The sequence below is a fragment of the Arthrobacter sp. Helios genome (assembly GCF_023167125.1).
In the GTDB taxonomy this organism is placed as follows: Bacteria; Actinomycetota; Actinomycetes; order Actinomycetales; family Micrococcaceae; genus Arthrobacter_B; species Arthrobacter_B luteolus.
This window is the reverse complement of record NZ_CP095402.1, coordinates 2,257,736-2,272,359: the sequence shown is the minus strand read 5'-3', so window position 1 is coordinate 2,272,359 and position 14,624 is coordinate 2,257,736. Positions and strand designations below refer to the sequence as shown.

The following is a 14,624-nucleotide window of genomic DNA, read 5'->3' as shown; positions in this document are numbered from 1 at the left end:
GGTGCCCGCTTCCTTTTTGGTCTGGGATAACCTAGAGCAGTGACTAACGAGATAGAGATTGGCCGAGGCAAGCGTGGGCGCAGAGCCTACTCCCTGGATGACGTAGCGATTGTGCCGTCCCGGCGCACCCGCGATCCGCAGGACGTCTCGGTCAACTGGCAGATAGACGCATACCAGTTCGAGATGCCGGTGATCGGCGCTCCCATGGACTCGGTGATGTCCCCGGCAACGGCCATTGCCCTTGGCCGGCTTGGCGGACTCGGCGTCCTGAACCTCGAGGGCCTGTGGACCCGTTACGAGGATCCGCAGCCGGTCCTGGATGAGATTGCGGTCCTGAGCGAAGAGAACTTCAACCCGGCTGCCACCCGCCGGCTGCAGGAAATCTACGCGGCACCCATCCGTGCCGAACTGATCACTTCCCGCCTGGCCGAGGTCCGCGAAGCCGGGGTCACCGTGGCAGGGTCACTGACGCCTCAGCGTACCCAGGAGTTCTACAAGACCGTCCTGGCCGCAGGCGTGGACATCTTCGTGATCCGCGGAACCACCGTCTCCGCCGAGCACGTCTCCAAAAACGCTGAACCGCTGAACCTCAAGCAGTTCATCTACGAACTCGACGTCCCCGTCATCGTGGGCGGTGCTGCCGGCTACACCCCGGCGCTGCACCTGATGCGCACCGGCGCTGCCGGCGTCCTGGTTGGTTTCGGCGGGGGAGCGACGACGACGACGCGGCGTGCCCTGGGCATCCACGCGCCGATGGCCACCGCGATCTCCGACATCGCCGAAGCGCGCCGGGACTACATGGACGAGTCCGGCGGCCGCTATGTGCACGTGATTGCCGACGGCGGCATGGGCACCAGCGGCGACATCATCAAGGCCATCGCCATGGGCGCCGACGCCGTGATGCTCGGTTCCGCCCTGGCCCGGGCCGAAGAAGCCCCCGGACGGGGCTGGCACTGGGGCCAGGAAGCGCACCACAGCGAACTGCCGCGCGGAGACAGGGTCCACCTGGACACCGTCGGTCCGCTCCAGGAAGTGCTGTGGGGTCCGTCGCACCATACCAACGGGACATCGAATCTGATGGGTGCACTAAGGCGGGCAATGGCCACAACCGGCTACTCTGATCTAAAGGCCTTCCAGCGCATCGATGTGCTGGTCTCGCCCTACCTGTACAACACCTGAGCACATCCTCCCCGGTACCCCGGGGCACGCTTCAGAGAGGAATCTTGACCATGGCTACAGACGCTCTAAGTCCGGAATACCGCGAAGCTGCCCTCGAGAAACTGCGTGCCACCGCCCAACCCGGCGGTGAGCTGGACATCCTGATCGTCGGCGGCGGCGTGGTGGGTGCCGGGGCGGCGCTCGACGCCGTGACCCGCGGCCTGAAGGTCGGCATGGTGGAAGCCCGGGACTGGGCCTCAGGAACCTCCTCCCGGTCCTCGAAGCTGATCCACGGCGGTCTGCGGTACCTGGAAATGCTTGATTTCGCGCTGGTGCAGGAAGCCCTGAAGGAACGCGGACTGCTGATCCAACGGATCGCCCCGCACCTGGTCAAGCCGGTGCCCTTCCTGTATCCGCTGACCAAGCGGGTCATCGAGCGGCCGTACGTGGGCGCCGGAATCCTGCTCTACGACACCATGGGACTGACCTCGGGCAATTCCCGCGGGGTGCCCATGCACAAGCACCTCAGCCGGCGTTCGACCCTCCGGGCGGCTCCCAGCCTCAAGGACGACGCCATGATCGGCTCGATCCGCTACTACGACGCGCAGGTCGACGACGCACGCTACGTGGCCAACATGGTCCGCACCGCAGTGCACTACGGTGCTGCCGCCGCGAACCGGCTCGCCGTCGTCGACTTCCTCCGGGAGGGCGAGCGTGTGGTCGGAGCCCGGGTCCGGGACCAGGAAAGCGGGGAAGAGTTCGACATCTTCGCCCAGCAGGTGGTCAACGCCACCGGCGTCTGGACCGATGAAACCCAGGCCATGGTCACGGACCGCGGCCAGCTGAAGGTCCGGGCCTCGAAGGGCATCCACTTGGTGGTGCCGCGGGACCGGATCCAGTCCACCGTGGGCATGATTCTCCGCACCGAGAAGTCCGTGCTCTTCGTGATCCCGTGGGGACGGCACTGGATCGTCGGCACCACTGACACCGATTGGAACCTGGACAAGGCGCACCCGGCCGCAACCTCGGCCGACATTGACTACCTCCTCGAACACGTCAACCGGGTCCTGAAACGGCCCCTGACCCGCGAGGACGTCGAAGGCGTGTATGCCGGGCTGCGGCCCCTGCTGGCGGGCGAGAACGATTCCACTGCCAAGCTCTCCCGCGAACACGTCGTGGCGCACCCCGTACCGGGGCTGGTGGTCGTCGCCGGCGGAAAGTGGACCACCTACCGGGTGATGGCAAAGGACGCCGTGGACGAGGCAGCACGGTCCTTGGACGAAAAGGTTCCCGAGAGCTGCACCCAGACCATTCCGCTGCTCGGCGCCGTCGGCTACAAGGCCGCCTGGAACAAACGCCACCGCACGGCGGAGGACTACGGCGTCCACGTTGTCCGGGTGGAGCACCTGCTCAACCGCTACGGCGCCCTGGCCGGCGAGGTGCTGGACCTGATTGCCGCGGACCCGACTCTCGGCGAGCCCCTGCCCGGCGCGGATGACTACCTGCGCGCCGAAGTTGTGTACGCCACCACGCACGAAGGTGCCCGCCACATCGAGGACGTCCTGGCCCGCCGGACCCGGATCTCCATCGAGTCCTGGGACCGTGGTGTCTCCGCAGCTCCGGTCGTCGCCAAGCTGATGGCGCCGGTGCTGGGCTGGGACGAACAGCGGGTTGAAAGTGAGGTCCGGCACTACCTGGCCCGGGTGGAGGCAGAGCGCCTGAGCCAGGAACAGCCGGACGACGTTTCCGCCGATGCTGCCAGGCTGGCCGTCCAGGACATCGCGCCCCCGCGCTGAACGGCACGCAAGCATGAGCGATCTGAGCCTGAATCAGTATGACGCGGTCCTGACAGAACCGGAGATGGTCATCCTGGACCTGGAGGCCAAAGACCGGACCGATGCAGCCGCCCAGCTTGCCGAGCGGATGTGCAAGCAGGGCCGGCTGACCGACCTGCAGGGCTTCCTGAAGGACGTCACGGCCAGGGAACACCAGATGGCCACCGGGCTTCCCGGCGGAATCGGTCTGCCGCATGCCCGGAGCGAGTACGCGGTCAAGACCTCGATCGCCGTGGGTATCTGCAAATACGGGCACCGGCTGGATTTCGGGGCGTTGGACGGCCCGGCCAGCGTGGTGCTGCTGATTGCGACGCCCGCGGCCTCCTATTCCGAGCATCTTGAGGTCCTGGCCACCCTCGCCCGGTCACTGTTCCGGCCGGCTTTCCGCGAATCCCTGCGCCGGGCCCAGGACCCGGAGGTTATCGCGGAATTGATCAATTCCTCGCTGGTGTTCTTTGACCACTGACCGCCCGGCGACCGGGCATTCGGTTTTCTACACAAGTACGAAGTACCGTTAAGCCGTGCTTAAGACTGCCCTGCAACTACGCTGGATCGCCGGCCTGATCCTTGCTCTGGCCATTTCCACCGTCTTCGTGCTCCTCAGCGAGTGGCAGTTTTCCTCCGCTGAGAATGAGGGCGCCCCGCCGGCAGCGACCACGGAGGAGGTCCGCCCGCTTACCGAGGTCTTCACCCCGGGGGAGCCGCTCTACGCCACCCAGGCCGATCAGATGGTCACTTTTACCGGCTCCTTCCAGCCCGCAGACCAGGTCCTGGTTCCGAACCGCCTGCAGGACGGCGAGGAAGGCTACTGGGTGGTCACGGCCTTCGCCGTCGACGGAGCACCCGGGGATACGCTGATCCCGGTCGTCCGCGGCTGGACCGACGACCCGTCCAACGCAGGCACCGCCCCGGAGGGCGGCGTCGAAATCACCGGGCGGCTCCTGCCCTCTGAGGCACCGGTCGCCGGCCCCCAGCCCGACGGGACAGTGGGGGCACTTTCCAGTGCGGAGCTCGCGAACATCTGGGACGAACCCCTCTATTCCGCGTTCGTCACGGCACACGAGACGCAGGCTGCCGGCCAGCAGGGCCCGGCCAGCGAGCTGGAAACCGTCATCACAGGACCGCAGCCGCAGGAAAAAACGGTCAACTGGCTGAACATCTTCTACGCAGTGGAATGGTTCGTTTTTGCCGGGTTCGCTGTGTTCCTGTGGTGGCGCCTGCTCGCCGACTCCTACCAGCGCAGTCTCGAGGACGATGACGACTATGAAGACGACGAGTACGACGATGCACCTGAAGACGACCAGTCCGGCGGAGAGCAGCCGTCCGGACCAACTAGCAGTGAGGTAAAGAAGTGAGCGATCCCGCAGTCACCAAGAAGCCGAGGCCCCGGAAAAAGAAGCGCCGGTTCGGCGGAACCCACGCCCAGATCCGGTCTGCTCTGACCTTCTACAAGATCTCTTCATGGGTGACGGGTGTGTTCCTGCTGCTGCTGGTCGCCGAAATGATCATGAAGTACGCACTGGACATCCCCCCGGTGATGCTCGGCGGCCTGAACCTGTACACGGCGGTGCTGATCGCCCACGGCTGGCTCTACGTGGTTTACCTGTTCGCGGACTTCAGGATCTGGCAGATGATGCGCTGGCCGTTCGCGAAATTTATTGTGATTGCCCTGGGCGGTGTTGTGCCGTTCCTCTCCTTCATCGTGGAGAGCCGGACCCACAAGCAGGTGCTGGCCGAGCTGGAAGCCCACCCCGAAGCGGCTAAGCGCTACTAGCAGCAGAGCCGGACCGGCCGCACACCGCGGCCGGTCCCGCCCGCGATGTGCGGTGGCGGCACTCAGGCGACTATCCTTGAAACCGTGACTAATCCCGCGACTGCTCCCATAGAAGAGCGCCCCGTCCTGGTTGTGGACTACGGTGCCCAGTACGCCCAGCTGATTGCCCGGCGCGTGCGCGAAGCCGATGTTTACTCCGAGGTTGTGCCGCACACCTACAGCACTGAAGCGCTGCTGGCCAAGAACCCCGCAGCCATTATTCTTTCCGGCGGACCCTCCAGCGTCTACGCCGAGGGTGCACCGAAAATCGACCCCGCGCTCTTCGAAGCCGGGGTTCCGGTCTTCGGCATCTGCTACGGCTTCCAGGCAATGGCCGCCGCACTCGGCGGCAAGGTCGCCGAGACCGGCCTGCGCGAATACGGTTCGACTGACGCCAAGACCGTTAACGGTGCCCGCTCCATCCTTGAAGGCACTCCGGACCACCAGAACACCTGGATGAGCCACGGGGACAGCGTCCAGGAAGCTCCTGAGGGCTTCGACGTGCTGGCCAGCACCGCCGGCGCGCCGGTGGCTGCTTTCGCCAACGAGGAGAAGCGGCTCTACGGCGTGCAGTGGCACCCCGAGGTCAAGCACTCCGCCCACGGGCAGCAGGTCCTGGAAAACTTCCTGTTCAAGGGCGCCCGCCTGGACCGCAGCTGGACCACCGGCAACATTGTCGAAGAGCAGGTCGAACGGATCCGCGAACAGATCGGCTCCTCCAGGGTCATCTGCGGCCTTTCCGGCGGCGTCGACTCCGCCGTGGCAGCTGCCCTGGTCCAGCGCGCCGTCGGCGACCAGCTGACCTGTGTGTTCGTGGACCACGGCCTGCTCCGTGAAGGTGAGGCAGAGCAGGTGGAACGCGACTTCGTCGCCGCCACCGGCGTCAACCTCTACGTCGCCAACGAACAGGAGCGTTTCCTGAGCGCCCTCGCCGGCGTCACCGATCCGGAAACGAAGCGCAAGATCATTGGCCGCGAATTCATCCGCGCCTTCGAAGAAGCCGAGCGTGCCATCATGGCCGAGGCCAAGGCCGCCGGAGAGCCGATCCGCTTCCTGGTTCAGGGCACCCTGTACCCCGACGTCGTCGAATCCGGCGGCGGCGAAGGTGCAGCGAACATCAAGAGCCACCACAACGTGGGCGGCCTGCCGGAAGACATGCAGTTCGAACTGGTCGAGCCGCTGCGCCTGCTGTTCAAGGACGAGGTCCGTGCCGTGGGCCGCGAGCTCGGTCTGCCCGCCGAAATCGTTGGCCGCCAGCCGTTCCCCGGCCCCGGACTCGGTATCCGCATCATCGGCGAGGTCAACCAGGAACGCCTGGACCTGCTGCGCCGTGCAGACGCCATTGCCCGCGCCGAGCTCACCGCTGCCGGCCTGGATGACGAGGTCTGGCAGATGCCGGTAGTGCTGCTGGCTGATGTCCGCAGCGTCGGAGTCCAGGGTGACGGCCGCACCTACGGCCATCCCATCGTCCTGCGTCCGGTGTCCAGCGAAGACGCTATGACGGCGGACTGGTCGCGGCTGCCCTATGACCTGCTGGCCCGGATTTCCAACCGGATCACCAACGAGGTGGACGGTGTGAACCGCGTGGTGCTCGACGTGACGAGCAAGCCGCCGGGAACCATCGAGTGGGAGTAGCATCATAAACGCGGGGGACGGCTGAACAAGCCGTCCCCCGCGTTGCTATCCGGAGCTATCGAGGTCAGAGGAGATAGCTTGGAAGGTATGCCAGTTTGGTCAAGATCGTCGCGCGGAAGTGCAGGAAAGAGGACACCAGTGTCTGAGCAGAATCCCGGGGAAAAGGCCTCGGACTTCCTGCTGCCGTGGCTGGCCGGGCTCGGCCAGCATGCGGGGTCGGACACGCTGCTGCACTACACGGTCTCGGCGGAAAACAGCATCGACCTGACGCACGCGCACCCCTCCGGCCTGGCCCAGCTGCTCGCCGGCCGGCGCACCCGGCTTTCCACCCTGCTGCGCGACGCCGACCATTACCGGACGGCGATGCGGGCTGCCCGGGCGCTCCGGGCGAAAATCTACGAACTGGGCTCCGACCGGGGGCTCGACGTCGGATACCTCGCAGCGGGCACTGCCTCCTGGCGGTATGCATCCGATGACGCCGTGCGGCCGGAATCCCTGACCGCACCGGTGCTGCTGACACCGGTGTCGCTCACGGTTCACCCCTCCCAGGACGACTACGAACTCCAGCTCACCGGCAAGGCCGAGCTGAACCCGGCCCTGGTCCGGCACCTGCAGGTCCAGCAGGGCCTGGACGTTGACGCCGATGTGCTGGCCCGGCTTGCCTACGGCACCGCCCGGTTCGATCCGCACCCGGTCCTGGACCGGCTGCGTGCCCTCGCCGAGGGTGTGCGCGGGATGAACATCGAACATCGGATCCTCGTATCGACCTTCGCGGACCTCCCTGACCTTGCCGAGGATACGGCGCTGGATCCCAGCCACCCTGTTCTCCGCGCCCTGATGGAATCCGCTCTCAACGGTCAGGCGCTGCCCTCCGAACCCGGGGACCCAGGGCTTCCTCCGCTCGACGAACGCTCCCCGGCCGATGAACTGCTGGTGCTCGACGCCGACCGCGAGCAGCAGGACGTCCTGGACCTGATCGGTGCAGGAGAATCCCTGGTGGTTTCCGCGCCGCCCGGCACCGGGCAGACACAGACCGTGATCAACGCGGCTGCAGCGCTGGTGAACGCCGGGAAGTCCGTGCTGGTGGTCGCCGAACGCCGCAGCACGCTGAACGAATTCGTCTCCGGACTTGATGCGCTGAATCTGGGGTCACTGGTCCTGCAGGCCAGTACCGGCCTGAACGAGGAGCAGCTGCGCGACCGGCTGGTCAGGGCAATTGTCCGCAACGAAAAAGCCGTGGAACCCAACCTGGGCAACCTTCACAAGGTGCTGGCCGAAAGCCGGCACCAGCTCAGGGACCATGTGAAGTCCCTGCATAACGTCCGCCAGCGCTGGGGCTGCTCGCCCTATCAGGCGATGCAGTCACTGGCCGAGCTGACCTCCATGAACCCGGCCCCGGCCACCACCGTGCGGCTCAAGCGCAGCGTGCTGGACAGTATCACTGACCGCACCGAGCTGACCGGGCGCCTGCGCCGCGCCGCCGAGCTGGGCAGCTTTTCCCGCGCCGCCGTTTCCAGCCCGTGGTTCGGCGCCAAGCTGCTCAACCGCAAGGAAACCGAAGCAGCGCACAAGCTTTCCGAGGAACTGGCCGAGGCACTGCCCCGCCTGCGCGAACGGGTCCAGGAAGTCGCGGAACATTCCCAGATCAGCCTGGGCGAAACCTTCGCACAGTGGGGCGAGCAGCTGGAACTGCTGGTCGCCGTGCGCGAGAGCCTGGACAAGTTCACCCCGGACATTTTCGACCGGCCGGTGACCGACCTTATTTCCGCGACCGCGTCCTCCTCCTGGCGCAGGGAGCATGGTGTGGACATGAGTTCCATGACCCGCTCCCGGCTGCGCCGGGTCGCCAAGGAGTACATCCGTCCCGGAGTCCATATTTCGGACCTCCATACCTCCCTCGTCCTGGTCCAGCAGCAGCGGGTGACCTGGTCGCGGTATGCCACCACGCAGCGCCACCCGTCCGTGCCGACCGGACTCGCGGACCTGAACCGCACGTTCCTGGCCGTGAAGGAACAGCTGGAAACGCTGACCGGTATCCTGGCCCAGACGCCGGACAAACCGGAACTCTCGGCGCAGTCACTGGATGAGCTGGAAAAAAGGCTCCATGCCCTGGCCGGAGATAAGGAAACCCTGGAGACCCTGCCGGAGCGGACCCTGCTCGTGGACGAGATGCGGGACCAGGGCCTGGGCGAACTGCTGGACGACCTCGAAGCCAGGGAAGTCACACCGCGGCAGGTGGGCTACGAGCTGGAGCTGGCCTGGTGGCAGTCCGCCCTCGAAGCCATGATCAGCGGGGATGACTACCTCGCCATGTCCGACGGTGACAGCCTGCGCCGGCTGGAAGCGGAATACCGGCTGGCCGATAACGCGCACATCGCCTCAGGCTCCTCGCGGCTGCGCTGGGCACTCTCCCGGCGCTGGCACGACGGGATCAAGTCCAAGTCGCACGCCGCCGGACGGCTCAAGGAAACCATCAAATCAGGTCCGCTGAGTGTTGAATCGCTTGGCACACAGTCCGAAGACCTCGTTACCTCTCTGCTTCCCATCTGGGCTGCCAGCCCGCTGCTGCTGCCCATGCTGCTGCCCGGCAGCCGGCGGTTTGACGCCCTGCTCATCCTCGACGCGGAATCCGTCAGCCTGCAGGCTGCCGTACCTGCCATCGCACGGGCCAGCCAGGTCATCGCCTTTGGCGACGGCTGCCTGGGCGGCCCGCGTCCCTTTACCATCGACGTGCAGGCACAGCCGGCCGGTGAGGACCTGCCCAGCGTCTTCGACGCCCTCCAGCGGATCCTGCCCGGCCGCTCCCTGTCCACCGTGTACCGGGGGACCGACAAGCACCTGCTGAAGCAGCTGAGCGACGAGTTCTACGACGGGCGGCTCGCGTGGGTACCCCGCGGCGACGAAGTGGCCACCGGCGAACGCCCCCTGACCGTGGAGTACCTCGCCGACGGAACGGGGATGCCCAGCGCCGACCACGAAGGCGTTGAAAGCGTTGCCGCCGAGGTCAACCGTGTGGTGGACCTGGTTTTCGAGCACGTCAGGCGGCGGCCCAGCCAGTCCCTGGCCGTGATTACTGCCAGTTCCAGGCATGCCGTCCGGGTCGCCGAGGCGATCCGGGTCCAGATGGCGAACTTCCCCTGGGCTGCTGACTTCTTCGCCCCTGGGACCGAGTCCTTCCGCGTGGTTCCTGCCGACCGGGCATCGGGTCTGGTCCGGGACGCCGTGATCTTCTCCCTCGGCTTCGGCCGGACGCCCCACGGCCGGGCCCTGCACAACTTCGGGCTGCTTTCCGAACCGGAAGGCCGCGGCCGGTTTGTGAATGCGATGACCCGGGCCCGGCAGAGGCTGCATGTCCTCACCTGCTTCCAGCCCGCAGACCTGGATGAATCACGCCTGGGCCACGGAGCTCTCGATTTCTACCGGCTGATTGTGCGTGAGCTCTCCGGAAAGCCGGCAGCCCCGGCGGAAACAGTTCCCGCAGGCGGCTCGATCATGTCCGATGACCCGCTGGTCGCGGACCTCGTCGGCCGGCTCCGCTCCCGCGGTGCACTCGTCTGGGACCACTACGACGGTGTGATCGACATCGTTGCGACAGTGGAGCGGCAGGGTGAGCCGGATACTGCGGTCCCGATGGCGATCGAGTCCGACGGCACGGCACGGTACCGGAGCATGAGCGTCCGGGAACGCAGCCGGCTTCGTCCGCAGCTGCTGGAGCGCCTGGGCTGGCGCTACATGCCGCTGTGGACCATTGAGGTATTCACCGATCCCTCAGCCTGCGCCGACCTGGTGGGCCGGTACCTTGGCCTCCGGACGCCGGAAACCCAGCCGGAGCCGGTCCGGGACGCCAGCGCCGCCGGGAGCCGGAGCATCGTCACACCGCACGGGAGTACCCGTATCCGCCAGCGTTCCGCTGAGGAAACGGGCTCCGGCGGGGAAACTGCTCCGGCCGGGGAATCAAACCCAGCCATCAGCGCTGCCGCGAAAGCGGCCGCAGCTGTGGCCGGTGGAAGCGATAGAGGCAATGAAGCAGGAAACACACCAGCAAACTGATCCGCCCGGCGCCGCTGATCCGGGGACAGACCCGGAGAAGTCTGGCAGCCTGCAGGAACCAGCCCGGAACCAGCAGCCGGAAGACTCTGCGGAAGCCCGCCCGGAAGCCCGGCCCGAAGCCCGGCCCGCGGCCCGGCCCGCGGCCCGGGACGAGGTCGCCGGCGCGGTAGCTGCCCCGGGGAAGCGCCGGTCCCGCCGCAGCACGGCAGCGCCGGCAACCCTGCGGCGCGCTGCGGAACTGATCCAGTCGGCCCCGGCCGGCTCCCGGAGTACCGGTAAACCCCCGGAAGGGCCCGGCGCCGGCGCCGGCCCTGCCCAGTCAGGCCGCCAGGCAGGCCGCCAGTCAGGCCGTCAGGCCGAGGCACCCGGCAACACCGGTCAGTCCGCGGGCGCAGGCCTTCCACGGCTGGCCCGTGAAGATGATCCCCGCGCCTGGGGTGACCAGCCGGATGACAGTGCGCAGTGGCTGCGCGAGCAGCGCCCTCCGCATTGGGGCTGAACCAGAAGCCTGCCTCCGTCACGCCGCGCTCCCGTCACGCCGCACTCCCGTCCCGGCCGCAGCTAGCCACCGCTGAGGACCAGATAGAGGTTTCCGCGCTCAGAGGCCCCGGCCAAGGCTGGGGCATCCTGCCCGCGGGCAGCGACGACGACCAGCCCGGCATCAGTTTCGGCGGACCCGGGCCAGCTTCCCCCGTCATCTGGCGCATCGCCTCCAATCCACAGGACCGGAACACCTGCGGCCAGGAGTGACGCAGCCGCGGCACCGTCGAAGTTGTCACCGGGTGCGAGCATCACATCGACCAGGACACCGGGAGAAAGCAGGCCTGTCACAGCCGGGTCCGCGGCCCGCAGCGGCACAGCGGACGTGCCGGCCGGCGAGCCCGCGAGCAGCCCGGGTCCCACCAGGAACGAATCAGTTAGGACGCTCCCGGCGCGCAGGGGCACGGCCAGCCGTTTGCCGGTGACCGCTGCTCCCGGGGCGAAAGACCCGGGAGGATCGGCGGCGGCCGGAAGGGAAACCACCCGCAGGTCACCGGGCCCCAGGACATGCCCTGCCGGGAGGTCGGCACCGGCCGTCACTACGGAGACCGTCCGTGCGTCCGGAGGGAGGTACGCCTCCACAGCAACGCCGCAGGCGAGGGCGGCGAGAACCCCTGCCAGCAGCCGCCTGTGGCGCACCGTGAACCTCCGGAAACGGTCCCGAAGCGAGGTTATCCCGGACCGCTCCCGGCCCGGGCGGCGGAGGGCAGGTCCAGTTCCGCCGTACGGCGGGTACGGGCCGGCCCGCGCAGCAGGAGAAATCCGCTGACGGCGTGGGGGACCGCCCCGGGCACGGCGGGAGGTTGAGTTGACGAGTCTGCCGAACATGGGGCCAGCCTAGAACGCGCCGGGGCCGCGTTCCCCGGCGGATTTCGGGCCTGGGGACAACGAACGGCGCCCACCGTCCTGTGGAGGACCGGTGGGCGCCGTACGTTGTGGTTAGTGGCCGCTGCTGTGCAGCGTTGGCTTGGCTTTTAGCCTGCGGCGGGAGTGGAGGACGATGCAGCGGCCGCCGGGGCCGGCGCAGCAGATGACTTCTCCGGCGCTCCTGCCTTGGCCGGGCTGTCCTTCGCCGGCGTGGCCGGCACGGTGGAAGCCGCGTCCCTGGAATCGGTGCGGTAGAAGCCGGATCCCTTGAAAACCACGCCTACGCTGTTGAACTTCTTGCGCAGGTTTCCGCCGCACTCCGGGCAGACGGTGAGGCTGTCATCAGTGAAGGACTGCTGGATATCGAACGCGTGGCCGCAATCCTTGCAGGCATAGGCATACGTGGGCACTCTTACTCCTCCTGAAGACCGAAAAGAAGGCCGCAGCGGTGCTTTCCGCGCCGGCGCATCCCGGCTGGGAAGCCGCGGGCTCTGGGATTGGCACTCTGGGACCTTGAGTGCTAAGTATACACCCCGGACGGCGGCACGGGCGTGAAACCGGATGGTGTCAGGATCCCGTCCACGGGTGCGTCGAGCGGCTCGGCGGGAACCTCTCCGGCGGGCAGGAACTCATGGTCGTACACGATGGCGACGGTGCGCCCCGTACCGCCCGCCGCCCGGAACCTGGCCAGGAACCGGTCGTAATAGCCGCCGCCTTTGCCCATGCGGGTGCCGGCGGCGTCGGCGGCGAGGGCGGGGATGAAAAGCAGGTCGAGTCCCTTCACCTCCGCCAGATCCAGCCGGGGACCCACCGGTTCGGGGATGCCCGGGAACAGACCGGCAGCCAGCTCCACGCCGGGGCTCCAGCGCCGCCAGGAGAGCTGCCGCTCGGGTTCACAAACAGGTACCAGCACTGTGTGACCGGCGGCATCCAGATCCGCCAGGAGCCGGGAGGTATCAGGCTCACTGCCCATGGAGAGGTAGCAGGCCACCAAAGAGCGGGCCGGAATGGTCCGCAGCAGGGGAGCGGCGGCCGCTGCCAGTTGCCCGGCGGTTGCGGCGGCACTGCCCAGCCCGCGCCGCTGACTGCGGAAACGGGAACGGATGCTGTCTTTGCTGTCGGCTGGCATGCACCTATTGTGCCCACAGCGGCGATGCATTTGGCGCGCCGAGTGCTCCCATAGGTATTCTTACCGTCATGACCTCACGACCGAAGATTACCAAAGCCGTTATTCCTGCCGCCGGTTTGGGCACACGCTTCCTTCCTGCCACTAAGGCCATGCCGAAGGAAATGCTCCCAGTCGTCGACAAGCCGGCTATCCAGTACGTCGTGGAAGAGGCCGTGAACGCCGGGATGCCAGACATCCTGATGGTTACCGGACGCAACAAGCGCTCCCTCGAAGACCACTTTGACCGGGTCCCCTTCATCGAGGCAACGCTGAAGGAAAAGGGCGACGAAAAGAAGCTCGCACTGGTGCGTGAGTCGTCCGAACTGGGTGAAATCCATTACCTTCGCCAGGGCGACCCCAAGGGCCTGGGACACGCCGTCCTCCGTGCGAAACTGCACATCGGCGACGAACCGTTTGCCGTGCTCCTCGGCGACGACCTCATCGATGCCCGTGATCCGCTGCTCGAAACCATGGTTGAGGTGCAGGCAAAGACCGGCGGCTCGGTCATCGCCCTGATCGAGGTGGAGCCCGACCAGATCAGCTCCTATGGATGCGCCGATATTTCGGTGATCGAAGGCGAGGACTTCGTCCGCGTCAACAAGCTGGTGGAAAAGCCGGACGTTGATGAGGCCCCGTCCAATCTCGCCGTCATCGGCCGGTACGTCCTGCACCCCGCAGTCTTCGGTGTCCTGGAGGAGACCGGTCCGGGCCGGGGCGGAGAAATCCAGCTCACCGATGCCCTGCAGACACTCGCTTCCGCTGAGGGTGAGGGCGCCGGAGTCTACGGCGTCGTGTTCCGCGGCCGCCGCTACGACACCGGAGACAAGCTCAGCTACCTGAAGGCCGTTGTGACCCTGGCTTCCGAACGCGAAGACCTCGGCCCGGACCTGCGTGCCTGGCTGAAGGAATTCAACCGCTCCATCGAAAACTAGCTCCGTGCTGGGGTCGGCAATCTGGCCGGTGACGCTCGAATGCGGCGACCTCATCCTCCGCCCCATCCGCTACCGTGACCGCGGGGAGTGGAGCGCGGTCCGATCCCGGAACAGTTCCTGGATCGGACCGTGGGAGGCGACCAATCCGCTGCCCGGCACAGAGCTGCCGAGCTATGCCGGGATGGTCCGCAGCCTGAACCAGCAGGCCCGGCAGGACACAGCGCTTCCATTTGTCATCACGGAGCGGCTGGGCGGTGCGGGCCAGGCCCCGGCGATCATTGGCCAGCTGACCGTTTCCAGCATTGTGTGGGGCTCGGCGCGGATGGCGACCCTGGGCTATTGGGTGGATGAAGCCCGGGCCGGCCGCGGAATTGCCCCAACGGCAGTGGCCATGGCCACCGACCACTGTTTTCGGGCCTTGGGCCTGCACCGGATGGAAATCAACATCCGGCCGGAGAACCGGCCCAGTCTGCGGGTAGTGCAAAAGCTGGGTTTCCGGGAAGAAGGCCTGCGCCGGCGGTACCTGCATATCGCCGGAAACTGGGCCGATCATCTCAGCTTCGCGCTCACGGCGGAGGAAGTCCCGGACGGGTTGCTGTCCCGGTGGCTCTCTACGCGCTGACCTC

General features: G+C 66.9%; 13 protein-coding genes. 10 read left to right on the top strand and 3 right to left on the bottom strand.

The window, feature by feature from the left end:
- Positions 1-39: 39 nt before the first annotated feature.
- From ArtHe_RS10185 to ArtHe_RS10150, 8 genes are all read left to right on the top strand, one after another.
- A complete protein-coding gene (locus ArtHe_RS10185; RefSeq protein ID WP_066295818.1) occupies positions 40-1,179 on the top strand; it encodes a GuaB3 family IMP dehydrogenase-related protein in 1,140 nt (379 codons plus the stop codon).
- 50 nt (positions 1,180-1,229) lie between these two features.
- Positions 1,230-2,954 (top strand): glycerol-3-phosphate dehydrogenase/oxidase, encoded by a 1,725-nt coding sequence (locus ArtHe_RS10180; RefSeq protein WP_248316700.1) that lies wholly within the window; start codon positions 1,230-1,232, stop codon positions 2,952-2,954.
- 13 nt (positions 2,955-2,967) lie between these two features.
- Positions 2,968-3,459 carry a PTS sugar transporter subunit IIA gene (locus ArtHe_RS10175; RefSeq protein ID WP_248316699.1) on the top strand — a complete coding sequence of 164 codons (492 nt, stop codon included), beginning with the start codon at positions 2,968-2,970 and terminating at the stop codon, positions 3,457-3,459.
- Positions 3,460-3,514: 55 nt separating this feature from the next.
- Positions 3,515-4,348 (top strand): SURF1 family protein, encoded by an 834-nt coding sequence (locus ArtHe_RS10170; protein ID WP_248316698.1) that lies wholly within the window; start codon positions 3,515-3,517, stop codon positions 4,346-4,348.
- Positions 4,345-4,767, top strand: coding sequence for a DUF3817 domain-containing protein (locus tag ArtHe_RS10165; protein WP_066295809.1), 423 nt, complete (start codon positions 4,345-4,347; stop codon positions 4,765-4,767). Before ArtHe_RS10170 ends, ArtHe_RS10165 begins: the two co-directional genes overlap by 4 nt.
- Before the next feature lie 84 nt (positions 4,768-4,851).
- On the top strand, positions 4,852-6,441 hold the full coding sequence (gene guaA, locus ArtHe_RS10160; RefSeq protein WP_248316697.1) for a glutamine-hydrolyzing GMP synthase: 1,590 nt from the start codon (positions 4,852-4,854) through the stop codon (positions 6,439-6,441).
- A gap of 87 nt (positions 6,442-6,528) precedes the next feature.
- Entirely contained in the window at positions 6,529-10,491 is a 3,963-nt protein-coding gene (locus ArtHe_RS10155; protein ID WP_248316696.1) for a DUF4011 domain-containing protein, read from the top strand.
- On the top strand, positions 10,463-10,990 hold the full coding sequence (locus tag ArtHe_RS10150) for a hypothetical protein (protein ID WP_248316695.1): 528 nt from the start codon (positions 10,463-10,465) through the stop codon (positions 10,988-10,990). Before ArtHe_RS10155 ends, ArtHe_RS10150 begins: the two co-directional genes overlap by 29 nt.
- A 62-nt stretch (positions 10,991-11,052) precedes the next feature.
- Here the strand turns inward: ArtHe_RS10150 and cpaB are convergent, their stop codons facing one another.
- The 3 genes from cpaB to ArtHe_RS10135 all read right to left on the bottom strand — a co-directional run bounded on the left by cpaB (position 11,053) and on the right by ArtHe_RS10135 (position 13,027).
- Positions 11,053-11,670, bottom strand: a complete 618-nt coding sequence (gene cpaB / locus ArtHe_RS10145; RefSeq protein WP_248316694.1) for a Flp pilus assembly protein CpaB — start codon at positions 11,668-11,670, stop codon at positions 11,053-11,055.
- Positions 11,671-12,005: 335 nt separating this feature from the next.
- A complete protein-coding gene (locus ArtHe_RS10140; protein WP_248316693.1) occupies positions 12,006-12,308 on the bottom strand; it encodes an FmdB family zinc ribbon protein in 303 nt (100 codons plus the stop codon).
- 110 nt (positions 12,309-12,418) lie between these two features.
- Complete coding sequence (locus ArtHe_RS10135; protein WP_248316692.1) at positions 12,419-13,027, bottom strand: 5-formyltetrahydrofolate cyclo-ligase; 609 nt, start codon at positions 13,025-13,027, stop codon at positions 12,419-12,421.
- A gap of 68 nt (positions 13,028-13,095) precedes the next feature.
- Here ArtHe_RS10135 and galU point away from each other — a divergent pair, with 68 nt between their 5' ends.
- Positions 13,096-13,998, top strand: a complete 903-nt coding sequence (gene galU, locus ArtHe_RS10130; RefSeq protein WP_248316691.1) for a UTP--glucose-1-phosphate uridylyltransferase GalU — start codon at positions 13,096-13,098, stop codon at positions 13,996-13,998.
- 4 nt (positions 13,999-14,002) lie between these two features.
- Positions 14,003-14,620, top strand: a complete 618-nt coding sequence (locus ArtHe_RS10125; protein ID WP_248316690.1) for a GNAT family protein — start codon at positions 14,003-14,005, stop codon at positions 14,618-14,620.
- The last annotated feature ends 4 nt before the right edge of the window (positions 14,621-14,624 follow it).

Bases quoted from the DNA above. Each gene is read 5' to 3' on its own strand.
- ArtHe_RS10180 (WP_248316700.1), top strand. From the start codon at position 1,230: ATGGCTACAGACGCTCTAAGTCCGGAATACCGCGAAGCTGCCCTCGAG.
- ArtHe_RS10175 (WP_248316699.1), top strand. From the start codon at position 2,968: ATGAGCGATCTGAGCCTGAATCAGTATGACGCGGTCCTGACAGAACCG.
- ArtHe_RS10155 (WP_248316696.1), top strand. From the start codon at position 6,529: ATGCCAGTTTGGTCAAGATCGTCGCGCGGAAGTGCAGGAAAGAGGACA.
- ArtHe_RS10150 (WP_248316695.1), top strand. From the start codon at position 10,463: ATGAAGCAGGAAACACACCAGCAAACTGATCCGCCCGGCGCCGCTGAT.
- ArtHe_RS10135 (WP_248316692.1), bottom strand. From the start codon at position 13,027: ATGCCAGCCGACAGCAAAGACAGCATCCGTTCCCGTTTCCGCAGTCAG.
- galU (WP_248316691.1), top strand. From the start codon at position 13,096: ATGACCTCACGACCGAAGATTACCAAAGCCGTTATTCCTGCCGCCGGT.